Below are 23,300 nucleotides of genomic sequence, written 5' to 3'. Positions count from 1 at the left end.
TCGGCCGACGCATCAGGCAAGGTTGGTACTGAGCTGGAACCTTGCCCAATCCGTCGTGAACGCTGCAAGAAAAGAGTAACCAAGCGACGCCTGTCTCACTTTAGTCCAATTCCGCAGCTTGTGCAGCGCACCGTCCAGAAGACCCAACTACCGACCCGTTCGGCGCTGTTGGCGCATGTTCAGGTGCGCGCCAACCGCTTCAGGGCGACAGCCGCACGATCTGCCAGTCGCCTCCGGGTTGCAGGCGGAAGGCGATGCGGTCGTGCAGCCGCGACGGGCGGCCCTGCCAGAACTCCAGCGCGGTCGGCACCAGGCGGTAGCCGCCCCAGTGCGGGGGGCGCGGCGGGTTTTCGCCGAACTTGCTGCGGTATTCCTGCTCGCGCTGCTCCAGCACGTCGCGGCCGGGCACCTCGCGGCTTTGCGCAGAGGCCCAGGCGCCCACGCGCGAGCCCAGCGGGCGCGTGGCGAAATAGGCGTCACTCTCGTCATCCGAGACTTTCTCGACGCGCCCTTCGACGCGTACCTGGCGCTCCAGTTGCACCCAGTGGAACAGCAGCGCCGCGCGCGGGTTTGCCGCCAGGTCCAGGCCCTTGCGGCTTTCGTAGTTGGTGAAGAAGGTGAAGCCCCGGTCGTCGATGCCCTTGAGCAGCACGATGCGCGCGGACGGCTGGCCGTCGGCGTCGACCGTGGCCAGGGTCATGGCATTGGGTTCGGGCAGCTTGGCCGTGACCGCCTCGTCGAACCAGCGTTTGAACTGGCTCATCGGGTCGGGCGCTACGTCGGTTTCGGACAGAGAGCCCAGCACATAGGTACGGCGAAGGTCGGCAAGTTGAGTCATGTCGCAATCATCAGGATATCGGTCGGGATGCGCGGTGCGCCCGGGGGCGGGGGCCGCAGGTCCGGCTGATTCGAGTATAGCGAATGCATCGGGGATCGCATTTGCGTGGCGACAAGTGTATCGGCAGCGCCACCTGCCGCGGGGGCTAAACCGGCGGCGGCAGCACCTTGCGCCCCTGGCGCTGCGAGTAGTAACCGGCCACGCCCATCGCGCCCGCCATCGACAAAAAGATCGGCAGCATGCCCAGCGCCGTGCCGACCACGCCAAACGTGAGCGGCCACACCACCTGGCCGGTATTGAGCACCGCCGAGCGCAGGCCCAGTGCCTCGCCGGCGCGGCCGTGCGGCGACGCTGTGTGCAGGATGTTCATGACATTGGGCTGGGCGCTGCCCAGTGCCAGGCCCAGTACGAAGGCCAGCCCGCACATCAGCCAGAAGTGCGTGACGAAAGGGTAGGCCAGGTAGGCCAGCGCGCCCACCAGCAGCGCGCTGCGGATGATTTTCCACTCCGAGAGCTGGCGCGACACCGCCGGCATCGCCACGCGGATGGCAAAGGTGGCCATGGCGAAAGCGCCCAGCACCCAGCCGATCGATGACGGCGACAGGCCGATGCGCGAGCCCTGGATCGGGATCAGGAAGGCGTGCAGGTCCCATGCGGCGGACAGCACCGCACTGGCGATGAAGACCGCGCGCAGCTCGGGTTGCTGCAGCAGGTCCAGCGTGGAGTGGCGGCTGCCGTCCTCGATGGCGATGCGCCCGGCATTGCCGCCTTGCGCCGGCAGGCGCGGACGCAGCCATTGCAGGCCGGCCTGGCCGACCAGCGCCACCGTCACCAGCACCATGAAGGCGGGGCGGAAGCCCGCATGTTCGATCACGTAGCCCATCGTCACCGGCCCGAGCGTGCCGGACACCGACAGCCCCAGCGCATGCCAGGTGTAGTTGCGCAGCCGGGTCTCATTGGTGGAAACCTGGCCGATCAGCAGCTGCATCGCCACCTGCACCAGCATGAAGCCCACGCCGATCAGCGCGCATGACAGGTACAGCGCGCCGAGGTCGTGCCAGAGCACCGGCAGCAGCGTGCCCGCCACCACCATCAGCGAGCCCGCGGTCATCGGCTTGCGCGGCCCGATCTCGTCGATGTGCTTGCCGGCGCGGATTGCCAGCAGCATCGGCAGCACCGCATACAGCGACATCAGCACGCCGAGCGTGACGGTGGAGGCTTTGAGGGAAATCGCGAACAGCGACACCACCACGCGGCTGGCATTGAAGGCCACGTGGTTGCACACCGTCAGCGCGATCAGCCAGGTGATCGGCGGGACGGCGGCGTGCGGCAGCGACATGGGAACGGGGGCTCGCAGTGGCCGCGCTCATGGCGGCCGGCGGCCGTGCCGAGGCGGGAAACAAAGAGGAAACAAAGGGCGGCCGCAGCCGCGCCTTCAGAAGGATGCAACGGGCGAACCCGCACCGCACCCGATGCTTGCCATGCTTAAACTTCTTATAAATGGCCGTTTAATTATGCGCCGGGCGTGGGCGCGGCACAACGGCTGCGTGCGGCACGATGTCGCAGCGGGGCAAAGTGTTGCGATTTTGCTTCAGACAAGGGCGGCCATGTGGCCGCCAGGCGACGCGCCTTGGTTCGCACGCGCCTCAACCGCCCTTGTACAGGGCGTCGTTGTCCGGGCGCGCCGGTGCTGGCGCCGGCTTGCGCACCTCGCGCTCGCTGGCGCGTGCCGGCTCGCGGGTCTGGGCGTCAGCCTGCGCGGCGGTGCCCGGCGTTTCCTTCGGGATCGGCTTGCCGGCGGTCATGCCGGCGGTCTTGCCGGTCCTGGGATCCTTGTAGGTCTTGCCCGGCGGCGGCGCGACCGGGCGTTTGCGCAGGTCGGCCAGCAGCGTTGCGCACAGGTTGTCTTCGCCGCCCGGCGACAGGTCCACCAGCGGCAGCACCGCCGTCGCCACCGGTGCCAGCAGGGCCAGCGACAGCGCGCCGCCGGCGCGCAGCGCCAGCACGCCGATATCGGGGCTGACGGACGGCTTCTTCATGGTGCCGCCCACGTAGAGCGGAGAGCGCAGCGAGAACACGCGCAGGCCCTTGGAGTCCGGGTGGATGGTCAGCGCCAGCTTTTCATTGCGCAGGTCGATGCCGCCGGTGGTCTCGATCACCGCATCGTCGGTATCCAGCACGAAGGTGCGCGCGCGCGCGATGCCGTCGGTGAAGGCAAAGTCGCTGACGCCGCAGTTGATCCGCACCGGCCTGTCGCCGAACAGCTTGCGGATCACCACGCTGCCCACGTTCAGCCCCATCGCTTCAAGCAGGAACTTGCTGACCGTGCCGTTCTCGACCAGCAGCTTGGCTTCGCCGTTGGAAGAGGCCATCAGCGCCGCCACTGAATTGCCGGTGGCCGAGAGCTTGGCGCTGCCGTTGAGTTCGCCGATGCTGGCGCGCATCAGGTCAAATGTGGGGAACAGCTGCTTCAGCTTCATGTGCCGCGCGGTCATGTCGACCGTGGCCCCCATCGGCTCGCGCTTGCCATCGAGGCGCATGGTCGACACCAGGTTGCCGCCGGCGACGCCGAAGTTGAGCGGGTCGAGCAGTAGCACGCCGCCCTGCAGCTTCAGGTGGGTGACCAGGTCGCTGATCGGCAGTTCTGCATCGCGGATGATGCGCTTGCCGGTGAAGTGCACGTCGGCATCGATCTCGTCCCAGCGCTCGGTGCGGAACGGGGCCACCGGCAGCGCCTTGTCGGCGGGCTGGGCTACCGGGCTGTCCTTGGCGGGGCGGCCGGGCCTGGCATCGGCGCCGATCAGCGGGGCCAGGTCGACAAAGCGCAGCTGGTTCGACACCAGGTTGCCCGCCAGCAGCGGGCGCGGGTCACGCTTGGTGAAGGTCAGCGTGCCGGACAGGTCGCTGCCGCCGACGCGGCCGGTGAACTTCTGGTACTCGTAGACCGAGCCTTCCTTGCGCAGCGTTGCCATCAGCCGGCCGCGGGTTTGGTATGGCGGCGTGGATGGCAGCACCACGCCGGTCAGCGCATACAGCTTGGCCATGCTGTCGCCGGTCAGCGTCAGATGCACGTCCAGCGCGGCCAGATGGGCGGGGTTGGTCACGGTGCCTTCGATCACGGCGCGGGTGGTGCCAACCCGCACATCGGCCAGGAACGGGAAGGGCACGTCGGTGTTGCGCAGGCTCAGCACCGTGCCGGCCTTGCCGCTGGCGTTGATGGTGGCTTCGTTGTAGCGGCCGGTGGCTTTCCAGCGCACGCCGTAGCGGCCGTTGGCAGCGGCGGCCGAGGCCGGCGGGCCCGATGCCCCGGGTGCGCTGGCCGCGCCGGATGCCGAAGCCGCCGGCGCGGAGGCTGCCGCGGCCGCACTGGCGGGCGGCCCGGGCGGCACCTGGGACGCCTCGGGTGCCACCAGCGCGCCGTCGCGGGCCTTGTCATAGAGCGGGTTGCCGCCGATGGTGTCGAGCTCCGCCTGCAGCTCGATCTTCTTGAACTGGTCAGCCAGCGCCAGGTTGCCGCGCGCCAGCACCACCTCGCCGATATCCAGCTCCCATTCGGACGGGCCCTTCTTGGGGCCGAACTCAAGGGTCCAGTTGTTACGGGCGTCCGGCAGGCGCTCCAGCCACACCGCCGGGCTGTCGACAACAATGGTCGGCACCGCGATCTGGTGTGCCAGCAGCGGTATCGGACGCAGCACGAAGATCAGTTCGCGCACGGTTGCCAGATGGGGCTGTCTGGCCCAGTCGGTATTGCCGATGGTGATGTCGCGCGCCGACAGCCGCGGCCACGGCACCAGCGTATGCCAGCCTTTCTCGCCCTCACCGCGGCGCCAGGTCACGGTCAGGTCGCCGTTGATGGCAAAGGGGCGGCCGATGGCCTCCGAGACGCGGTCGTTGAGCCAGGGCTTGAGGCGGTTCCAGTCGAAGGTCAGGATCACGACCACCAGCAGCGCGATCAGCGCAACTGGTGTCAGCACACTCCACAGAACAACCTTGCGGCGCACGGGCATGAGGCGGGCTCTCCTGTCTGGCGGGGGGCAGGGCCGGGGCCGACCACGCCAGTGCGGGGCGGCGAACGGACTACTGCACGTCTATTGTATAGTTGCGCGCTTCCTGTCTTTGTCGGGGATTGGCTGACATCGCCGCCGGAAAATGCCGGATTCTTGCCCACTGCAGCCGGGCGCCAAACCTGCCGATCTCCATCGATTCGATTCCTCCAGCATGAACGATGCCGCACACGAGCTGGCCGGCCTGCCCGAGCCGCTGACCCACGAAAGCCCGGCCGAAGACGAATACCACCGCCGCTTCGGCGGCGTGGCACGGCTCTACGGCGCCGCCGGCCTGGCCCGCCTGGAGGCGGCCAGCGTATGCGTGGTCGGCATTGGCGGCGTCGGCAGCTGGGCGGCCGAGGCACTGGCGCGCAATGCGGTCGGGCGCATCACGCTGATCGACCTGGACCATATCGCGCTGTCCAACACCAACCGCCAGATCCATGCGCTGGGCGATGCCTACGGGCGCGCCAAGGTCGAGGCGATGGCCGAGCGCATCGTGGCCATCAACCCGCGCTGCCAGGTGACGCAGGTCGATGATTTCGTCACGCCGGACAACGTGCCCGAGCTGCTTGGCGCCGGCTATGACTATGTGATCGACGCCATCGACGCGGTGCGCGTCAAGACCGGGATGCTCGGCTGGGCCCGGCGCCAGGGCGTGCCGGTGATCACCTGCGGCGGCGCGGGCGGCCAGCTCGACCCCACGCGCGTGCGTATCGACGACCTGGCGCGCACGATTCAGGACCCGCTGCTGTCCAAGGTGCGCGCCGGCCTGCGCAAGCAATGGGGCTTTACGCGCGACCCGAAGAAGAAGTTCGGCATCGCTGCGGTCTATTCGGACGAGCCGCTGCAATACCCCGAACCCGAGCAGCAGGCCTGCGAGATCGACGAGGCGCCGCCGCTGGACGGGCAGCCGGGCCAGCCAGCCATGCGCGGCCCCCAGGGGCTGGCGTGCGCGGGCTTTGGCTCGTCGGTGGCGGTGACGGCGGTGTTCGGCTTTGTCGCGGCGTCGGCGGTGATCGGCGAGATCGCGCGCGGTTGAAGGCCGCGCGGGCCGCTCAGGCGTTCAGCGCGCTCAGCAGCCCGTCGATCTCGGCGTCGCCGGGTGCCTGGTTGTCGAAAAAGATCAGTTCCGGATAGTCCGCGGGTGCCGGCATGAAGCGCCGGGTGCGGTAGGCCTCCCAGTGGCTCAGCTTGTAGGCGTCGTTGGGATTGCCGCGCCGGATGATGCGCGCATGGGCCTCGTCTTCAGGCAGATGGACCCAGACCGTGCGCACCGTGGTGCCGGCGGGCACGTGCAGCCAGTCGGGGTCATGCAGCAGGTGGGCCTTGACCTCTCGCGACAGCGGGCCGATCACGATCACGCTGATGCCCAGCGCCAGGTTCTCGCGCGCGGTGTCGAGCAGGCCCTGGTATTCCGGGTCGCGCAGGTTGTCCAGGTAGGCCGGGCTGTCGCGGTCATTGGGGTCGCCGGTGATCGCGGCCATGGCCGCGGCGCTGTAGCGGCCGTACAGGGTGTCCTTGTCGAGCAGGCAGAAGGGCTCGCCGGTGGCCTGCATCAGCGGGCCGATCAGGCGGTGGGCGAGGGTGGTCTTGCCGGTGCCGGCATGGCCGCAGAAGAAGATCAGTCGTGGCATGAGGGATAGGTGTAGCGGACAGGGCGCATCGCTCACAGCATACCCCTGGCTTGCGCCAGATCAGGCCCGGGCCGCGCCGATTCGGTATCCTTGCCGTTTTTCCCCACGATTGCCGTCGATCCCATGGACGCCAAAGACCAGCTTTCCTCCGCCGGCCTGCCGGACCACCTCCATCTGGGCGAACCGGTCACCGACGCCACCCATGCCGAGTTCGTGCAGCTGCTGGCCGCGGTGGCCGGCGCCGACGACGCCGGCTTCCTGGCGGCGATGGACGCATGGATCGACCATACCCGCCATCATTTCGCCCAGGAAGAGCAGTGGATGGAGGCGATGGGCTTCGGCCCGCGCCATTGCCACGCGGGCGAGCACCAGCAGGTGCTGGCCGTGGTCGTCGCGGTACGCGACAAGGTGCACACCGATGCCGAGTTTCAGCTGGGCCGCCGCCTGGTGGCCGAGCTCTCGGGCTGGTTCGACCATCATGTCAAGTCGATGGACGCGATGATGGTGGAGCATATGCGCGAACACGGCTTCACGCTGGTCGAAGGCCCCGTCACCGCGGCCTGAGCACCGTCAGGCCGGGTGCGCGGCGTCGCGGTCGATCACCACGAAATACTTGCGCACCGGCGCCAGCACCTCGAACAGCCCGGTAAAGCCGGCCGGGATCACGCAGGCGTCGCCGGGACCGAAGTCGCTGGCCTGGCCGGCATCGTCGCTGATGCGGATCCGGCCGCTGATGACATGGAAGAACTCTTCCTTGCCGGCCGGGAAGGCGATGCGCCACGCCCCCGGCTCGCACGCCCAGATGCCGCAGTCGAAATCGCCGTGCTGCGCGCTGTAGTGCGTCCAGGTGGTGCGGTCGGGGTTGCCTGACACCAGCCGGTCCGGGCGCGGGCGGTCGTGGCTGGGGGCGGGCTCGGTCTTGAAGTCGATCAGGCGGGGCGCTGGCATGGCGGATGGCAGGAAAAATGGCGGAACTGAGTCCGCCAGTTTACCGCGCCGGGGCCGCGGCCCGGTCGCTCAGTTCAGCGCCGTGCTCAGCTGGCGGCGCCAGCGCGACACCACGTCGGGCCGGTCGGCCAGCATCTCGAACACCGACAGCATGGTCTTGCGGCCGATATCGTCCTCGAAGGTGCGGTCGGTGCGCACGATTTCCAGCAACTGCTCCAGTGCCGGCTCGTACTGCTGGCGCGCGATCAGCAGCCTGGACAGGTCCAGCCGCGCGGCCAGGTCGCGCGGGTCGGCGGCAATGCGCGCGCTCAGGGTGGACTCGTCCGGCAGGCCGGACAGGCCCTCCATCGCGTCCATGCGCATGCGCAGCGCGGCATGGGCGTCCTGCTGCGCGGCCTGCGGCGACAGGGCCTCGAACTGCGACCTGGCCTCGGCAATCGCATTGCCGTCCAACAGGAAGCCGATATAGGCCAGCCGGGCGGCGTCGGTCTCGGGGTCGAGCGCAATGGCTTCGTCAAACTTCGCCTCGGCGCCGGCCCGGTCGCCCTCGGCGGCCAGTTGCAGCGCGTCATGCAGGGCCATCTGCGCGGGCTTGGGCATCAGCCGCCCCAGGAATTCACGCAGGCCGGACTCAGGCAGCACGCCGATGAACTGGTCCACCGCCTGGCCGTCGGCAATTGCCACCACGTGCGGGATGCTGCGCACGCCGAAGTGCGCGGCCAGGTCCTGGTTCTCGTCGACATTGACCTTGACCAACTTCCACTGGCCGCTGGCCTCGGCCTCCAGCCGTTCCAGCATCGGGCCCAACGTGCGGCAGGGGCCGCACCACGGCGCCCAGAAGTCGACCAGCACGGGCGCCTGGCGCGAGGCCTCGATCACTTCGGTTTCGAAATTCTGCAGGGTGACGTCGCTCATGGGGAATCCTGGATCGGGGGAGAGGCGGGAGCGGCCAGCTTGGGCCGCCCGCCCGCAGGGGGCAAGCAATCTATACCCCTATTGTGAGGGCGAAGGCGCCGAATGCAACGGCCTGTGCCGATACCGCGCCCGCGGGGTTCGGGAAAGTCTGTGGTTGAAAATAGAACGATCGTTCGGTTATAGTCCTTGACCATACCGAAAGACCCGGTCCGCGAGACCGCACAGGAGACGTTGCATGCAGACCCCAGTTCGCCCGCATTTCCAGTTCTGGCCGAAGCGCCTGCCGACCGCCATTGTGCTGCCGGAGACCTCGCTCTGGGCCAACCTGGAAGTTTCGGCGCTCCGCTATGCCGACAAGGCCGCGATCCGCTACTTCGGCAATGCCATCACCTTCCGTGAACTGGAGGCGCAGGCCACCGCGGTGGCCGGCTGGCTGCAGCAGAAGGCGGGCGTGAAGAAGGGTGACCGGGTGCTGCTGTACATGCAGAACTGCCCGCAGTTCATCGTCAGCTACTACGCCATCCTGCGCGCCGACGCGGTGGTGGTGCCGGTCAACCCGATGAACCGCGCCGAGGAATTCAAGCACTACGTCACCGACGCGCAGGCACGCGTGGCGATCTTCACCGCCGACCTGGCCGCCGGGGTCGAGCAGGCGCAGGCGGAGCTGGCGCCGGCCGAGCGCCTGCAGCATTTGCTGGTGACCCAGTATGCCGACGCGCTGCCGCCCACGCACGAACATCCGGAAGACGCGCCGCCGGCCTGGCTGACCACGCCGCATCCGCTGCCCGCGCGCGCCACCGCGTGGCCCGAGGCGCTGGGCGCCGGCCTGCAGCCCGGCCCGCACACCGCCGGCCCGGACGATATGGCTGTGATGCCATACACCTCGGGCACCACCGGCTTCCCCAAGGGTTGCATCCACACGCACCGCTCGGTGATGCACAACATCGTCGGCGGCGCGACCTGGTCGGGCTCGGGTGCCGAATCGGTGATCCTGTCGGTGCTGCCGCTATTCCACGTCACCGGCATGCAGTACGGCATGAACGGCCCGATCTACAGCGGCGCCACCGTGGTGATGCTGCCGCGCTGGGACCGCGAGGTCGCCGGTCGCCTGATCTCGCGCTACCAGGTCACGCACTGGACCAATATCCCGACCATGGTGATCGACTTCCTGGCCAGTCCCAACCTGGCCCAGTTCGACCTGTCCAGCCTGCGCTATATCGGCGGCGGCGGCGCGGCCATGCCGCAGGCCGTGGCCGAGCGCCTGCGCGAGCAGTTCGGGCTGAACTACCTGGAAGGCTACGGCCTGTCCGAGACCATGGCGCCGACGCACAGCAACCCGTCGGACCGGCCCAAGCTGCAGTGCCTGGGCGTGCCGACCTTCAACACTGATGCGCGCGTGGTCGACCCGGTCACGCTCAAGGAACTGCCCCCCAACGAGATCGGCGAGATCATCGTCAGCGGCCCGCAGGTGTTCAAGGGCTACTGGGGCAAGCAAGACGCCACCCGCGACGCCTTTATCGAGTTCGAGGGCAAGACCTTCTTCCGCACCGGCGACCTGGGCCGCATGGACGAAGAGGGCTACTTCTTCATCACCGACCGCCTCAAGCGCATGATCAATGCGTCTGGCTTCAAGGTGTGGCCGGCCGAGGTGGAGAACCTGCTGTACAAGCATCCGGACGTGCAGGAGGCCTGCATCATCGGCACGCGCGACCCGTACCGCGGCGAGACCGTCAAGGCGGTGGTGGTGCTGCGCGCCCATGCCAAAGGCAAGACCACGCCGGAGCAGATCATCGAATGGGCCAAGGAGAACATGGCCGCCTACAAGTACCCGCGCGTGGTGGAGTTCGTTGAGGCGCTGCCGAAGTCGGGCACCGGCAAGGTGATGTGGCGCCATCTGCAGGAAAGCGAGAATGCGCGAAACACCGGCGCAGCGGAGAAGCCCGCGGCCTGAGGCAGCCGGGTAGCCAATGAAAAAGGCTGGTCGACCGACCAGCCTTTTTCATTTACACGGTGCCGGCCCTCAATGCCCCCGCACCCGCATCAGCATCTTCACCATCGTCTTGTAGCCCCGCTCGCGCGCATGGCGCGTGGGGGTCACGCCTTCGCGGTCGGCGAGGTTGGCGTCAGCGCCGGCATCCAGCAGAAGCTGCACCGTTTCCTCGTAGCGGGTGCTGCCATCGCCCAGGATCACCGCTTCCAGCAGCGCGGTCCAGCCCAGGTCGTTGACATGGTCCACGGCAACGCCGGCCTTCAGCAGCAGCTTCACCACCTCGACATGGCCGTGCTGGCTGGCGACGATCAGCGCGGTGCCGTCATAGCGGTCGGTGCTGGCCAGGTCGGCGCCGTTGGCCAGGGCCAGGCGCACCACATCGGCCTGGCCGGTGGCGGCGGCCAGCAGGAAGGGGCTGTTGGATTCGGCGTCCTTCAGGTTCACGTCGGCACCGGCCAGCAGCAGTGTGCGCGCGACCTCGGCGCGTCGGTTTTGCACGGCCGCCAGCAGCGCGCTGCGCCCGCGTTCATCTGCGGCGCGCGCCGAGGCGCCGGCGGCCAGCAGGCGCGCCACCAGTTCCTGGTCGCCGGCGCTGGCGGCGGTGATCAGGTTGCGGTCGAGCGTGCCGATGGCGTCGCGGTGCAGCGGCGGCTGCATGGCCGCGCTGCGCGGCGGGCGGGCGGCGGGCTGGCTGGCCGCGCCGCCGGCGGGCCGTGCGGCCAGGGTCTGCCCGCCCTGGGCCGCCAGCAGGCCGCCTCCCATCAGCAATCCCATCAGGCCCAGCAACTCGTTGAGTGCCTGTCTGCGGGTGCGGGCGGCGGGGCGCGTCATGGCGGCAGCTCCTGGGCTCAGACGGTTTCGTGGGGGCTGGCCGGCAGGGGCGCTGCGTGGTCGAGGGCGGCGTGCGCAGCCTGCTCGGCATCGGCGGCATCGTCGGCCTGCAACTGGCGCCAGAGCCGGCCCAGGTAGGGATCGTCGACGCCGTTGGTGGCCAGGCCCAGCAGGGTCTGCTGCAGGTATTCGCGCGCGGGGCCGTACAGTCCGGCAGCGTGGCGCAGGCGCTCGACCACGCGGATATCCGGCAGCCGGCCAGCGTAGGCCTCATGCGAGCGGTTCATGACGAAGGCGAGGGCGCGCTGCTCAGGCGCGCGGGCATCACCGGTGCGGATGCGCAGCCAGCGCGGATGGTAGGCCCCGGTCAGCATCTCGCGGCGCCACAGCACGCGGAATTCCTGCTCGACCACATGGCTGGGGACGCGGAACACCATGCCGTGGCAGCAGCCGCCCCGGTCCAGGCCCAGCACCAGGCCCGGGTTGTCCCAGGTGCCCCGGTTTATGCGGGAATAGAGGTAGAAGCCGCGGTGGTAGCCGTGCACCGTGGCGCGCTGGCGCTCGGTGTGCACCACCATCGGGTTCCAGATCAGCGAGCCATAGCCGAACAGCCAGACATCGCCGCCGAGCGCGGGATCCTCCGGGCGGCGCGCCAGCGCATCGGACAGGGACTGCTCCAGCACGGCTTCCGGCAGCAGCGAGGACGCAACCGGAGTACTGCACAGCGAGGTGCGCAGACGGTCGGATTCGAGGTCCTGTCGCGTGATGGCCATGGTGCAAGCATAAATCAAAGCTGCGCCACGGGAAGGTGGGGGAAATGACATAAGTGCCAGTTTTCCTCGGAATTGTCTGAGCGAGCGGGTCGGGTGTGGGCGGTTCGCAACGGTTGCGGCAGCGTGCTGCCTCTGTCACTCGCCGCGGACGAGTGCTGCCGCACCTTTGTCCGCGATCAGACGGCCGTGAATTGCTGGCCCGCGCGGCTGCCATGTCCTTACAATGGTGGCCTCAATCCATAGGGGGAACCCGCGATGGCACGTACGCTTACGGTGGTGTTCGGCAGTGGCAAGGAATATGACTTCACGATCGGCACGGACGAACTGGCCGCGGTCACCGAGGACGCCGCGTGGCGCTGGTTCGACCGGGAATACACCGAGCTGGACTGCCAGGCGTCGAGCCCGGTCGGCAAGGTGCTGGTGATCGACAAGATCCTGAATGTCGCCAAGTTTTCCGGAGAAGCGCGCTTTTCCGGCGATCCTGCTTGGGCGCAGGACTATGCCCGCCATGCGGCGCGGCTGCTGGACCGGGACAAGGTCCGCGTCGATGTCGGCAACGCCGCCATCGGGTTCTGAGGCGCGGGCGCGCCAGCAAAACGGGTAGTTGCCGCGGTTGTCGCCCCTGCCTGTGCAGGCGCGACAACCTTCCTGCCGGCTTAGACCGCCAGCAGTTCCACTTCAAACAGCAGGGTAGCGTTCGGCGGGATCACGCCGCCGGCGCCGCGGGCACCGTAGCCGAGGTCGGCCGGGATCACCAGGCGGCGCACGCCGCCCACCTTCATGCCCTGCACGCCTTCGTCCCAGCCGCGGATCACATGGCCGGCACCCAGCGGGAACACGAACGGGTCGTTGCGGTCCTTGCTCGAATCAAACTTGCGGCCAGCCTGGCCGTTCTCGTACAGCCAGCCGGTGTAGTGCACGGTGACGTGCTTGCCGGCGGTGGCTTCGGCGCCGGCGCCGACGGTGGTGTCTTCGTATTGCAGGCCAGAGGGCGTGGTTTGCATGGCGTATTTCCTTCCGATGGGAACAGACGTGGTGAGAGGAGAACGCAGCGCGGCTGCGTTCAGGCTTGGGCGCGCTGGAGCACATCCAGCGTCAGTTGCACATTGCGGTCGTCGTCGGCCACCCAGATGTCGCCGTCCTGGATCGTCACCGACAGGCGCATGGCGCGCTGCGCCAGCGCGGCCAGGGCTTCGACCGCTTCCGCCGGGACATTGTAGACGGTGACGTTGCGCAGCTTGCCGGCCTTGCCCGCCATGCCCTTCCACCATTCGCGCGCACTGGCGGCGTTGTAGGTGTAGACGGTCACGCGCTCGGCCCGGGCGGCGGCGCGCTTCAGGCGCGCTTCGTCGGGCTGGCCCAGTTCGACCCAGTGGGCGATGTCGCCGGTCAGGCGCTTGTCCCACAGGTCGGGTTCGTCGGGTTCGTCCAGGCCGCGCGTGAAGGCCAGCGTTTCGGTGGCTTCGCAGGCAAAGGCCAGCAGGCGCACCATCATGCGCGCGTCATTCTCGGACGGGTGCTTGGCGATGGTCAGGCTGTGGCTGCCGTAGTAGGGCCGGTCCATGTCGGAGACCGACAGGTCAGCTTTGAAGATGGTGGATTTGAGCGCCATGAGGTGAAGTGTGCGGCAGGCGCCCCGGCTGGGGTGCGGGAGACGCAAAAGGCCGCATCATACGCCATTTGCCGGACACCGCCTGCGGGCCCGGCATACTCGCCCAACGGCTCAGCGCTTGCGGTATTCCTTGAGGTAGAAGCGCAGCAGCGCCGACAGCAGCAGCGTGCTCAGGAAGCCGGCGGCAACAATCAGCGCCTGCCCGGCGGTGGTGTCGATCTGGCCGGCCACCCCGAGGCGGAACAGCCAGGTGCCGACCATCATCGCCAGGAACGGCATCAGCAGTGCGCCGCGGCCGTAGGTCTGCACTGCCCACAGCGGGAAGCGGCGCAGGAAGTCGCCCGGAATACTGCAGGCCAGGCAGGCACCGGCAGCTGCAAGTGCGGCGGCCACGATGTCGCCGGAATGGATGTCGAACATGGTCTCGGTCTCGCGCGCCCCCACCAGGCACACGCAGACGAGCGTGGCGGGAATTGGGCAAAGCGCTGATTCTACAAGAGAAATTTGCGCCGGAGGTGACGAATAGGGTTACTGTGGGGTGCCGCCCGCGGGCGATGCCTCGACCGCCACTTGCAGCGTCACGGTGTCGCCTACCTCGGGCAGGAAGCGGGTCATGCCAAAGGCACTGCGCGGCACCTCGGCGCGGAAGTCGCCGCCGCAGACCTGCCGGCTCACGCCGAAGAAAGTCACCTCGCCGCAGCGGAAACGCTCGGCCTGCAGGTGCAGCGGCTGCGTGACGCCGTGCAGCGTCAGCTCACCTTCCACCGCGGCCAGCCGGCCACCTTCCATCAGGAAGCGGTTCGCGCGCAGCCGCGCCACCGGGTGCTGGGCAGTATCGAAGAATTGTGCCGAGCGTAGCACGCCATCCAGGGTGCGGTTGCCGGTATCGACCGAGGCCAGGTCCACGGTCACATCGAGTGCACCGGCGCCGCTGTCCGCGTCATAGACGAGGCGCCCGTCGATCTTGCCGAAGCGCCCGCGCACCGAGCTGCGCTCGAAATGGCTGGCGGAAAAATAGACGGTGGTGTGCGCCGGATCGATGGTGTATTCAAGCGGCGCCGCCTGCGCAGCGGTGATTCCCAGGGCGGCAGCAAGTGCCAGCGCGCGTGCGGCCATGGCTCAGTCGGCGCTCAGTGGACAAACACGGGCAGCAGGAACATCCCTACCACCGACAGGTAGCCGATGGTCCAGCACAGCGTGCGCAGCGTGGCGCGGTCGGTCACGTAGCACACGGTGTAGAGCAGGCGGGCCACGATGAAGACCACGGCCAGCTCGTCGATGCGGGCCTGCGGCGCCTGCAGGTGGCTGGCGGCCAGCACGGCGGCGGCAAAGAAGGGGAAGGCCTCGAAGTGGTTGCGGTGCGCCATGTCGGCGCGGCGCGCGCGGCCGGACTGCTGCTCCAGCCAGCCGCGCGGGTCATGGTTGTCATAGCCAGGCCCGCTGGCCTTGGCGATGGCCACCGTCGCCAGCGGCAGGATGCCGGCCAGCAGCACGCACCAGAAAGCGATCGGCATAGTCCAGTCCTTTCGGTTGCAATGCCGGCGCGCCATCACTGGCGCCACCGGCCCGGCCCGCGCGGTCAGGCGGCGACCACGCGGATCTCGATGCCCGCCAGGCCCACCACCTGCCCGGCGCGGATCTTGGCAGTCTTGCGCGATTCGGGCGCACCGTCCACCGAGACTTCGCCGGCGGCGACCAGCGCCTTGCCGGCGCCGCCGCTGTCGCACACGCCCGCCAGCTTGAGCAGGTCATTGAGCGCGATGAACTCGCCCTCGAGTGGGAAGGTGATGGTCTGCACGGCTGCCTTGCCAGGTTTGGCCATCACTTGCCCCAGCTGTCTTTCAGACCGACGGTGCGGTTGAAGACCGGCTTGCCCGGCTGCGAATCGGTGCGGTCGGCGACGAAGTAGCCATGGCGCTCGAACTGGAAGCGGTCTTCGGGCTGCGCTTCGCGCAGGCCCGGCTCCAGGTAGGCGGTGATCACCTGCTTGGAATCCGGGTTGAGCGCATCCAGGAAGTTCTTGCCGCCGGCATCCGGGTTGGGGTCGTTGAACAGGCGGTCGTACAGGCGCACTTCGGCCTGGTACGCGTGCGCCGCGCTGACCCAGTGGATCACGCCCTTCACCTTGACGCTGTCGGCGCCCGGCGTGCCGCTCTTGGTTTCGGGCAGGTAGTTGGCGTGCACGGCGATCACGTTGCCGTCGGCATCCTTGTCCACGCCGGTGCACTCGATCACGTAGCCGTACTTCAGCCGCACCTTGTTGCCCGGGAACAGGCGGAAGTAGCCCTTGGGCGGGGTCTCGTTGAAGTCCTCGCGCTCGATCCACAGCTCGCGCGACAGCGGGAACACGCGGCGGCCCAGTTCCGGCTTCTTCGGGTGCACCGGCGCCGAGCATTCTTCGCTCTGGCCTTCGGGGTAGTTGTCGATCACCAGGCGCAGCGGGTCCAGCACGGCCACGCCGCGCGCGGCACGGCCGTCCAGGTCGTCGCGCACCGCGCCTTCGAGGGTGCTCATGTCGATCCAGCTGTCGGCCTTGGCCACGCCCACGCGGTCGCAGAACAGTTGGATCGATTCCGGGGTGTAGCCGCGGCGGCGCACGCCCACCAGCGTGGGCATGCGCGGATCGTCCCAGCCGTCCACGCGCTGTTCATCGACCAGCTGCTTGAGCTTGCGCTTGCTGGTGATGGCGTAGGTCAGGTTCAGGCGCGCGAACTCATACTGGTGCGGCAGCGGGTCGCGGAACACGCCGCTGTCGCGCAGGTGCTCCAGCACCCAGTCGTACAGCGGGCGGTTGTTCTCGAACTCCAGCGTGCACAGCGAATGCGTGATGTTCTCCAGCGCGTCCGAGATGCAGTGGGTGAAGTCGTACATCGGGTAGATGCACCACTTGTCGCCCGTGCGGTGGTGATGGGCATGGCGGATGCGGTAGAGCACCGGGTCGCGCATCACGATATTGGGCGCGGTCATGTCGATCTTCGCGCGCAGTACGTGCTCGCCGTCGGCGTACTTGCCGGCGCGCATGTCGCGGAACAGCTGCAGGTTCTCTTCGACGCTGCGGTCGCGGTAGGGCGAGGGCTTGCCCGGCTCGGAGAAATTGCCGCGGCTGGCGGCGATCTGTTCGGCGGTCTGGCTGTCGATATAGGCGGCGCCGCGCTCGATCAGGGTCTCGGCAAAGGCGTAGAGCTGGTCGAAGTAGTCGCTGGCGTAGTACAGGTGCGGCTGTTTGGCGCCGTCCTTGCCCTCGCTGTCCCAGGAAAAGCCCAGCCAGTGCACCGCGTCGATGATCGAATCGACGTATTCGGTGTCTTCCTTGACCGGGTTGGTGTCGTCAAAGCGCAGGTGGCAACGGCCGCCGTAGTCGCGCGCCAGCCCGAAGTTCAGGCAGATGCTCTTGGCGTGGCCGATATGCAGGTAGCCGTTGGGCTCCGGCGGGAAGCGGGTGATTACGGTCGGCAGCGGTTCGCCGGCCTTGTCCTGGCGGCCGGCATAGGTGCTGGCGGCGAGGTCCTGGTCGATGATGCTCCGCAGGAAGTTGGAGGCGGCGGGGGTGCTGTCGGTAGGCTTGTTGTCGTGGCTCATGATGGCGCCGGTTGGCCGGCCTGATGCGTCTGGGTGCTTGGGCCGGGTCTTCAGATTGCGTGGCGGAATGCCAATAACGGGATTTTACCGTGCCGGAGCCGCCGCACGCCGCGAGCCGCCGCGGATTTCCGCCCATCTCCCGGATTTGCGCCCGCGCGGACGCGCCTGGCTGCGACGAAAGTGATGTGTCGGAGTAGCATGGAAGCGTGCCGGCCCGCGGTGGCCGGCTTTGGTCCATCGCTGCAGGAATGCCCATGAACGCCCAACCCGATGCGGCGCCAGTGCCGCTTGAGCCCTCTGAAGTCGTTGCCGCGCTGTGGCGCGATGCCGGCCTGCCCGCCGAGGCGCTGGCGCACCTGAAGCTGGACGGCGCCGAGCCGGTGCTGCCGTCGAGCTTTGCCGTGGGCACCGCCGCCCAGGCCAGCCTTGGCGCCGCGGCGCTGGCGGCCGCCGCGTTGTGGCACAGCCGCACCGGCCGCTGGCAGGACGTCAGCGTCGACATGCGCCATGCCATCACCGAATTCCGCAGCGAACGCTACCTGCGCGTCGACGGCGGCCCCGCGCCCGAACTGTGGGACAAGCTGGCCGGCATCTACCGCTGCGGCGACGGCCGCTGGGTGCGCCTGCATACCAATTTCCCGCACCACCGCGACGGCGTGGTGCGCTTGCTGGGCTGCGCCAATGACAAGGCAGCCGTGCAGGCCGCGCTGGACAAGCGGGACGCCGAAGCCTTCGAGACCGCGGCGTCCGACGCGGGCCTGGTCGTTGCGGCATTGCGCAGCTTTGAGGAATGGGACCGCCATCCGCAGGCGGCCGCCTTGCGCGGCCTGCCGCCAGTGACGCTGGAGCGCATCGGCGACGCCCCGCCGCAACCGCTGCCGGCGCCCGCATCCCCGGACGCGCAGCCGCTGTCGGGCGTGCGCGTGCTCGATTTCACCCGCATCATCGCTGGCCCGGTGGCGGGCCGCACGCTGGCCGCGCATGGCGCCGACGTGCTGCTGGTCACCGCCTCGCACCTGCCGTCGATCCCGCCGCTGGTGATCGACACCGGCCGCGGCAAGCGCAGCTGCCAGCTGGACCTGCGCGATCCCGATGACAAGCGCACGCTGCACAAGCTGCTGCACGGTGCCGACGTGATGGTGCAGGGCTATCGCCCCGGCGGCCTGGCCGAGCTGGGGGTGGGGCCGGAGGCCGCGGCGCGCGCGCGTCCGGGCGTCGTCTATGTGTCGCTGAGCGCCTATGGCCACGTCGGGCCGTGGTCGCACAAGCGCGGCTTCGATTCGCTGGTGCAGACCGCCACCGGCTTCAATGATGCCGAAGCGCAGGCGGCCGGCAGCGACACACCGCGTCCGTTGCCGGCGCAGGTGCTGGACCACGCCGCGGGCTACCTGCTGGCCTTCGGCGCGATGGCCGCGCTGCACCGGCGCGCGGTGGAGGGCGGCAGCTGGCATGTGCGGGTGTCGCTGGCGCAGGTGGGGCAGTGGCTGCGCGGCCTGGGGCGCGTGCCGGACGGGCCCAAGGCGCCCGAGCAGAAGATCGACGACGTGGCCGACCTGCTGGAGGCGGTGCCGTCGGGCTTCGGCATGCTGACTGTGGTGCGCCATGCGGCGCATCTGTCGGAAACGCCGGCGCGCTGGACCTTGCCGTCCGAGCCGCTCGGCACGCACGCGCCGGAGTGGCTGCCGCGCGGTTAGTAGAGCGTGGTGCGCTGCCGCTCGGGCAGGTCGCGGTCGTAGGCGGCGCCGTCGATGGCGTTGTCGGTCAGCGTGGACAGGATCTCGCCGTTGCTGGGCAGCGACTGGCGCGCCACCTGCGCATCCGCTGCCCACAGGCGCGAGCGGATCAGCGCGCGGGCGCACTGGAAGAACACTGCCTGCACCGTGACCACCAGCACCGTGGTCGGGGCCTTGCCGTCGACCACGCAACGCGCGACCAGCGCCGGGTCGACGCTGATCTGCGCGGTGCCGTTGACGCGGATGGTCTCGTTGATGCCGGGGATCACGAACAGCAGCCCGACGCGCGGATCGGCAACGATATTGCGCAGGCTGTCGATGCGGTTGTTGCCGCGCCGGTCGGGCAGCAGCAGCGTGCGTTCGTCCAGCACCTGCACAAAGCCCGGCGCATCGCCGCGCGGCGAGCATTCGGCCCAGTCCTCGCCCACCGTCGACAGCAGGCAGAAAGGTGCCGCCTCGATAAAGTCGCGGTAGTGCGGGTGCAGGTAGTCGACTTCCTTGGACAGCGACGGGGCCGCCGGTTGCGCGTAGAGCGCTTCCAGTTCGGCCAGCGTGGTGATGGCGTGCGAGGTCATGGCAGGCGGGGCGTGGGTCGGCGGGGGCGAAACCGTCAATGTAGCGCAGATGCCGTTACACGGTCACGGTACCCCGGCCGATCTCCAGCACGCGGCCGCCCACGTGGATTGCACCGTCGGCGCTGACGGCCAGGTGCAGCCGGCAGGGGCGACCAACGGCCTCGCCCTGATCGATCGCGTATTCGGCCGGCAGCGCGTGGCCGGTGGCCAGCAGCCAGCCGCCCAGGTTGGCGCAGGCCGAGCCCGTGCCCGGATCCTCGGCCACGCCGCCGCCCTGCTTGGTGAAGAAGTAGCGCGACAGCACGCGGCCGGGCCGTTCGGGGTCGAAGGCAAAGACGTAGGCGGTCTTGCGGCCCAGGCTGCTCTGCGGCCAGATCTGCAGGCGCGCGCTGTCGGGATTGGCGCGGCGCACGGCATCGGTGCTGCGCACTGCCACCAGCAGCTGATCGGCGCCGGTGTCGACCCACATCGGCGACACCAGCAGATCGCGTTCCTGCAGGCCGAGCAGGCTGGCCATGTCGGCATCGGGCAGGCCGGCCGGCGCAGTCTTCGGCTTGCCGTTGTGAGGGGCGGTGAAGGTCCAGACATCGCCCTGCGCGGTCACCGGCACCACGCCCGCCGGGAACTCCAGCGTCAGCGCGTCGCCGGTGCCGGTCAGTTCGCGCACCACGTGCGCGGTGCCCAGCGTCGGATGGCCGGCGAAGCGCATTTCATAGCCCGGCGTGAAGATGCGCACCCGCGCGCTGGCACGCTCCGACGGCAGGATAAAGGTGGTCTCCGACAGGTTGAACTGCAGCGCCAGCGCCTGCATGGTGGCATTGTCCATGCCGCGCGCATCCTCGAACACGCACAGCGGATTGCCACCGAAGGTGGATTCGGCAAAGACGTTGAGCAGGCGGAAAGCGTAGGTGGTCATGGCGCGGGGGTCTCCGGAGGCTGGTGGGTCACCAGTGTACGGAGCGGGCGCGGACACACCATGCACAGTTGGGCCGATCGCGGGCGGGCCAGTTGCGGACAATTCTGCCGCACCATGAAAAACGCCCGGGCGGACCCGGGCGTATCGCTGGCGCAGGCAACTGAGTCAGCCGGCTCAGAACCCCACCGCCTGGCCATCGCGCCGGCTGTCGCTGGCCGCGACATAGCCGTGCTCGGCATCGTCCGACAGGCGCCAGATGAACTGGCCCGAGCCAAAGTCCATGTACGGATCGTCCACCGACTTGAGCTGGTGGCCGCGCGCCTTCAGGCCCTCGACCGTGGCCGGGTCCATGGTGCTTTCCACATCCAGCGTGAAGTCGCGGTTGACCTTCCAGCGCGGCGCGCAGCACGCGGCCTGCGGCTGCTGGTTGTAATCCAGCATGCGCACCACGGTCTGCAGGTGGCCCTGCGGCTGCATGTCGCCGCCCATCACGCCGAAGCTCATCACCGGCTGGCCGTCCTTGGTCAGGAAGGCCGGGATGATGGTGTGGAACGGACGCTTGCCGCCCGCGACCACGTTGGCCGACTTCGGATCCATCGAGAAGCCCACGCCGCGGTTCTGCAGGCTGATGCCGGTGCCCGGCACCACCACGCCCGAGCCGAAGCCCATGTAGTTGGACTGGATGAACGAGATCATCATGCCGTTCTCGTCGGCGGCGGTCAGGTAGATGGTGCCGCCGACCTTGGGCATGCCAAAGTTGAAATGCGTGGCGCGCTGCATGTCGATCAGCTTCGCGCGCGACTTCAGGTACGCGTCATCGAGCATTTCTTCCGGCGTGACTTCCATGCTGCGCGGGTCGGCCACGTAGCGGTAGAGGTCGGCAAAGGCCAGCTTCATTGCCTCGATCTGCAGGTGCTGCGAGTCGACCGAATCCACCGGGATCGACGACATGTCGAACTGGTCCAGGATGCCCAGCGCGATCAGCGCGGCAATGCCCTGGCCGTTGGGCGGGATCTCGTGCAGCTCGTAGCCGCGGTAGGACTTGCTGATCGGCTTGACCCAGTCGGGGCGGTAGTTGCGCAGATCATCGAGCGTCATGGCGCCGCCGCACTGCTGGCTGAAGGCGGCAATCTGCTCGGCGATCTCGCCTTCGTAGTAGGCGCGGCCACGGGTCGCGCCGATCTTGCGCAGGGTTTCGGCGGCAGCCTTCATGGTGAACTTCTCGCCCACGGCGGGGGCGCGGCCATTGGGCATGAAGGTCTCGGCATAGCCGGGCTGGTCCTTCAGTTCAGGCACCGCGGCGGCCCACTTGTGCGCCACCACCGGCGGCACGGCATAGCCGCGCTCGGCGATCTCGATCGCCGGCTCCATCAGGTCGGCGAACGGCAGCTTGCCGAAGCGCTCATGCAATGCGGCCCAACCGGCGACCACGCCGGGCACGGTGACCGAGTCCCAGCCGCGGATCGGGCGGTTGGCCAGGCCGTTGGCATCGGTGCCGTATTTGTTCTTGAAGTACTCCGGGCTCCACGCCGCCGGGGCCACGCCCGATGAGTTCAGGCCGTGCAGTTCCTTGCCGTCCCACAGGATGGCAAAGGCATCGCTGCCCAGGCCGCACGACACCGGCTCGACGATGGTGATTGCGGCGGCCGCGGCGATGGCGGCATCGACCGCATTGCCGCCCTTGAGCAGCATGCGCAGGCCGGCCTGCGCGGCCAGCGGGTGCGAGGTGGAGACCACGTTGCGCGCAAACAGCGGGATGCGCACGGAGGGGTAGGGGTTGGTCCAGTTGAAGTTCTGCATGCTTGTCTGTGTCCTTGTGCTTGGGCGCTCAGCGGCCCTTATTCTGCCGTGATCTTGCGATCCTTGATCAGCTTGCCCCAGCGCGCGCTGTCCTTCTTCACCATCGCGGCGAACTGCGCCGGCGTGCCGCCGACCGGCTCGGCGCCCAGCTTGCCCAGGCGTTCCTTGACCTCGGGCGACTGGATGGCCTTGTTGAATTCTGCATTCAGGCGGTTGACGATATCCGCCGGCAGGCCCTTGGGGCCATAGATGCCGAACCAGGTATCGGACTCGAAGCCGGGCAGGCCCGACTCACTCGCCGTGGGGATTTCCGGCGCCAGCGGCGAGCGCTTGGCGCTGGTCACCGCCAGTGCCTTGAGCTTGCCGTCCTTCACATGCGGCAGGCCCGACACGATGCTGTCGAATAGCACCTGCACCTTGCCCGAGATCAGGTCCGGCACGGCCAGCGCGGTGCCGCGGTAGGGAATGTGGGTGATGAACACGCCCGCCTGCGCCTTGAAGGCCTCGGCGGTCAGATGCACCACGGTGCCGTTGCCGCTGGAGGCGTAGTTCAGTTCGCCGGGATGCTTCTTGGCATAGTCGATCAGCTCGCGCACGTTCTTCGCCGGCAGGCTGTTCGGCACCACCAGCAGGTTGGTGGCGATCGCCACCTGGCTGACCGGGGTGAAGTCGGTCTCGGTGTTGTACGGCAGGCGGGTGTTGATATACGGCCCGATCGAATGCGTGCTGGTGGTGGCGATCAGCAGCGTATAGCCATCGGGCGCAGCCTTGGCGGCCATGTCCGAGCCGATCGCGCCGCCGGCGCCGGGGCGGTTGTCGACCACGATCTGCTGGCCCATGCTGGTGCCCACCTTCTGCGCGATGGCGCGTGCCAGCAGGTCGGTCGCGCCGCTGGCCGGGAAGGGCACGATCAGGCGGATCGGCTTGCTGGGATAGGTGTCGGCCAGTGCGGGCGTGGCGGCCAGGCAAAGCCCGCAGCCAAGGCCGATGCCGAAGCGGCGCAGCCAGGATTTCATACTTGTCTCCGGTGTCAGGCGATTGGCCCCGATTCATGAGCCGGCCTTCATTATTCCGTGCTGCCGGACACAAAGAAAGCTAATATTTCTT

At 68.5% G+C, this 23,300-nt stretch carries 24 protein-coding genes; 5 read left to right on the top strand and 19 right to left on the bottom strand.

The features are described from left to right. Positions 1 to 199: 199 nt before the first annotated feature. From pdxH to CNE_RS13095, 3 genes are all read right to left on the bottom strand, one after another. On the bottom strand, positions 200 to 838 hold the full coding sequence (gene pdxH / locus CNE_RS13105; RefSeq protein ID WP_013957588.1) for a pyridoxamine 5'-phosphate oxidase: 639 nt from the start codon (positions 836 to 838) through the stop codon (positions 200 to 202). 145 nt (positions 839 to 983) lie between these two features. Next, positions 984 to 2,177, bottom strand: coding sequence for an MFS transporter (locus CNE_RS13100; protein ID WP_013957587.1), 1,194 nt, complete (start codon positions 2,175 to 2,177; stop codon positions 984 to 986). Between the two features lie 307 nt (positions 2,178 to 2,484). Continuing rightward, positions 2,485 to 4,845, bottom strand: coding sequence for an AsmA family protein (locus CNE_RS13095; protein WP_013957586.1), 2,361 nt, complete (start codon positions 4,843 to 4,845; stop codon positions 2,485 to 2,487). Positions 4,846 to 5,056: 211 nt separating this feature from the next. Here CNE_RS13095 and tcdA point away from each other — a divergent pair, with 211 nt between their 5' ends. After that, positions 5,057 to 5,926 carry a tRNA cyclic N6-threonylcarbamoyladenosine(37) synthase TcdA gene (gene tcdA, locus CNE_RS13090; protein WP_013957585.1) on the top strand — a complete coding sequence of 290 codons (870 nt, stop codon included), beginning with the start codon at positions 5,057 to 5,059 and terminating at the stop codon, positions 5,924 to 5,926. A 16-nt stretch (positions 5,927 to 5,942) separates the two neighbouring features. Here tcdA and CNE_RS13085 read toward each other — a convergent pair whose 3' ends face one another. Continuing rightward, positions 5,943 to 6,521 carry an AAA family ATPase gene (locus CNE_RS13085; protein WP_013957584.1) on the bottom strand — a complete coding sequence of 193 codons (579 nt, stop codon included), beginning with the start codon at positions 6,519 to 6,521 and terminating at the stop codon, positions 5,943 to 5,945. Between the two features lie 123 nt (positions 6,522 to 6,644). On the opposite strand from CNE_RS13085, the gene CNE_RS13080 reads away from it, so the two are divergent. After that, positions 6,645 to 7,085: a bacteriohemerythrin gene (locus tag CNE_RS13080; protein ID WP_013957583.1), complete on the top strand. Its 441-nt coding sequence runs from the start codon at positions 6,645 to 6,647 to the stop codon at positions 7,083 to 7,085. A gap of 6 nt (positions 7,086 to 7,091) precedes the next feature. On the opposite strand, the gene CNE_RS13075 is transcribed toward CNE_RS13080, so the two are convergent. Further along, a complete protein-coding gene (locus CNE_RS13075) occupies positions 7,092 to 7,469 on the bottom strand; it encodes a cupin domain-containing protein (protein WP_013957582.1) in 378 nt (125 codons plus the stop codon). Between the two features lie 69 nt (positions 7,470 to 7,538). Beyond that, entirely contained in the window at positions 7,539 to 8,384 is an 846-nt protein-coding gene (trxA, locus tag CNE_RS13070) for a thioredoxin (RefSeq protein ID WP_013957581.1), read from the bottom strand. Between the two features lie 235 nt (positions 8,385 to 8,619). On the opposite strand from trxA, the gene CNE_RS13065 reads away from it, so the two are divergent. Beyond that, positions 8,620 to 10,335 carry a long-chain fatty acid--CoA ligase gene (locus CNE_RS13065; RefSeq protein ID WP_013957580.1) on the top strand — a complete coding sequence of 572 codons (1,716 nt, stop codon included), beginning with the start codon at positions 8,620 to 8,622 and terminating at the stop codon, positions 10,333 to 10,335. A gap of 69 nt (positions 10,336 to 10,404) precedes the next feature. On the opposite strand, the gene CNE_RS13060 is transcribed toward CNE_RS13065, so the two are convergent. Continuing rightward, positions 10,405 to 11,205, bottom strand: a complete 801-nt coding sequence (locus CNE_RS13060) for an ankyrin repeat domain-containing protein (RefSeq protein ID WP_013957579.1) — start codon at positions 11,203 to 11,205, stop codon at positions 10,405 to 10,407. Between the two features lie 17 nt (positions 11,206 to 11,222). Further along, positions 11,223 to 12,029 carry a gamma-glutamylcyclotransferase gene (locus CNE_RS13055; protein ID WP_013957578.1) on the bottom strand — a complete coding sequence of 269 codons (807 nt, stop codon included), beginning with the start codon at positions 12,027 to 12,029 and terminating at the stop codon, positions 11,223 to 11,225. A 204-nt stretch (positions 12,030 to 12,233) separates the two neighbouring features. Between CNE_RS13055 and CNE_RS13050 the strand changes: the two genes are divergently transcribed. Further along, positions 12,234 to 12,554, top strand: coding sequence for a hypothetical protein (locus CNE_RS13050; RefSeq protein ID WP_013957577.1), 321 nt, complete (start codon positions 12,234 to 12,236; stop codon positions 12,552 to 12,554). Between the two features lie 80 nt (positions 12,555 to 12,634). Here the strand turns inward: CNE_RS13050 and CNE_RS13045 are convergent, their stop codons facing one another. From CNE_RS13045 to CNE_RS13015, 7 genes are all read right to left on the bottom strand, one after another. Next, on the bottom strand, positions 12,635 to 12,982 hold the full coding sequence (locus CNE_RS13045) for an FKBP-type peptidyl-prolyl cis-trans isomerase (RefSeq protein ID WP_010813699.1): 348 nt from the start codon (positions 12,980 to 12,982) through the stop codon (positions 12,635 to 12,637). Between the two features lie 59 nt (positions 12,983 to 13,041). Further along, positions 13,042 to 13,590, bottom strand: a complete 549-nt coding sequence (locus CNE_RS13040) for a YaeQ family protein (protein WP_013957576.1) — start codon at positions 13,588 to 13,590, stop codon at positions 13,042 to 13,044. Between the two features lie 111 nt (positions 13,591 to 13,701). Further along, on the bottom strand, positions 13,702 to 14,010 hold the full coding sequence (locus CNE_RS13035; protein ID WP_013957575.1) for a hypothetical protein: 309 nt from the start codon (positions 14,008 to 14,010) through the stop codon (positions 13,702 to 13,704). Between the two features lie 108 nt (positions 14,011 to 14,118). Next, a complete protein-coding gene (locus CNE_RS13030) occupies positions 14,119 to 14,706 on the bottom strand; it encodes a YceI family protein (protein WP_013957574.1) in 588 nt (195 codons plus the stop codon). A 14-nt stretch (positions 14,707 to 14,720) separates the two neighbouring features. Beyond that, positions 14,721 to 15,104, bottom strand: coding sequence for an MAPEG family protein (locus tag CNE_RS13025; protein ID WP_010813695.1), 384 nt, complete (start codon positions 15,102 to 15,104; stop codon positions 14,721 to 14,723). A 65-nt stretch (positions 15,105 to 15,169) separates the two neighbouring features. Then, a complete protein-coding gene (locus tag CNE_RS13020; protein ID WP_010813694.1) occupies positions 15,170 to 15,412 on the bottom strand; it encodes an RNA-binding S4 domain-containing protein in 243 nt (80 codons plus the stop codon). Then, positions 15,412 to 17,169, bottom strand: a complete 1,758-nt coding sequence (locus CNE_RS13015) for a glutamine--tRNA ligase/YqeY domain fusion protein (protein WP_013957573.1) — start codon at positions 17,167 to 17,169, stop codon at positions 15,412 to 15,414. The genes CNE_RS13020 and CNE_RS13015 overlap by 1 nt, the downstream gene beginning before the upstream one ends. A gap of 254 nt (positions 17,170 to 17,423) precedes the next feature. On the opposite strand from CNE_RS13015, the gene CNE_RS13010 reads away from it, so the two are divergent. Beyond that, positions 17,424 to 18,863: a CoA transferase gene (locus tag CNE_RS13010; RefSeq protein WP_013957572.1), complete on the top strand. Its 1,440-nt coding sequence runs from the start codon at positions 17,424 to 17,426 to the stop codon at positions 18,861 to 18,863. On the opposite strand, the gene CNE_RS13005 is transcribed toward CNE_RS13010, so the two are convergent. The 4 genes from CNE_RS13005 to CNE_RS12990 all read right to left on the bottom strand — a co-directional run bounded on the left by CNE_RS13005 (position 18,860) and on the right by CNE_RS12990 (position 23,209). Beyond that, positions 18,860 to 19,477 (bottom strand): pyridoxamine 5'-phosphate oxidase family protein, encoded by a 618-nt coding sequence (locus CNE_RS13005; RefSeq protein WP_013957571.1) that lies wholly within the window; start codon positions 19,475 to 19,477, stop codon positions 18,860 to 18,862. The genes CNE_RS13010 and CNE_RS13005 overlap by 4 nt on opposite strands. A gap of 55 nt (positions 19,478 to 19,532) precedes the next feature. Further along, complete coding sequence (locus CNE_RS13000) at positions 19,533 to 20,393, bottom strand: PhzF family phenazine biosynthesis protein (RefSeq protein WP_013957570.1); 861 nt, start codon at positions 20,391 to 20,393, stop codon at positions 19,533 to 19,535. 174 nt (positions 20,394 to 20,567) lie between these two features. Next, positions 20,568 to 22,193 carry a gamma-glutamyltransferase gene (ggt, locus tag CNE_RS12995; protein WP_013957569.1) on the bottom strand — a complete coding sequence of 542 codons (1,626 nt, stop codon included), beginning with the start codon at positions 22,191 to 22,193 and terminating at the stop codon, positions 20,568 to 20,570. 38 nt (positions 22,194 to 22,231) lie between these two features. After that, a complete protein-coding gene (locus CNE_RS12990) occupies positions 22,232 to 23,209 on the bottom strand; it encodes a Bug family tripartite tricarboxylate transporter substrate binding protein (protein ID WP_013957568.1) in 978 nt (325 codons plus the stop codon). Between the last annotated feature and the right edge of the window lie 91 nt (positions 23,210 to 23,300).

The sequence above is a fragment of the Cupriavidus necator N-1 genome, from assembly GCF_000219215.1.
In the GTDB taxonomy this organism is placed as follows: domain Bacteria; phylum Pseudomonadota; class Gammaproteobacteria; order Burkholderiales; family Burkholderiaceae; genus Cupriavidus; species Cupriavidus necator.
The sequence above is the reverse complement of the archived record's forward strand: the minus strand, read 5'-3'. Positions and strand labels throughout refer to the sequence as shown.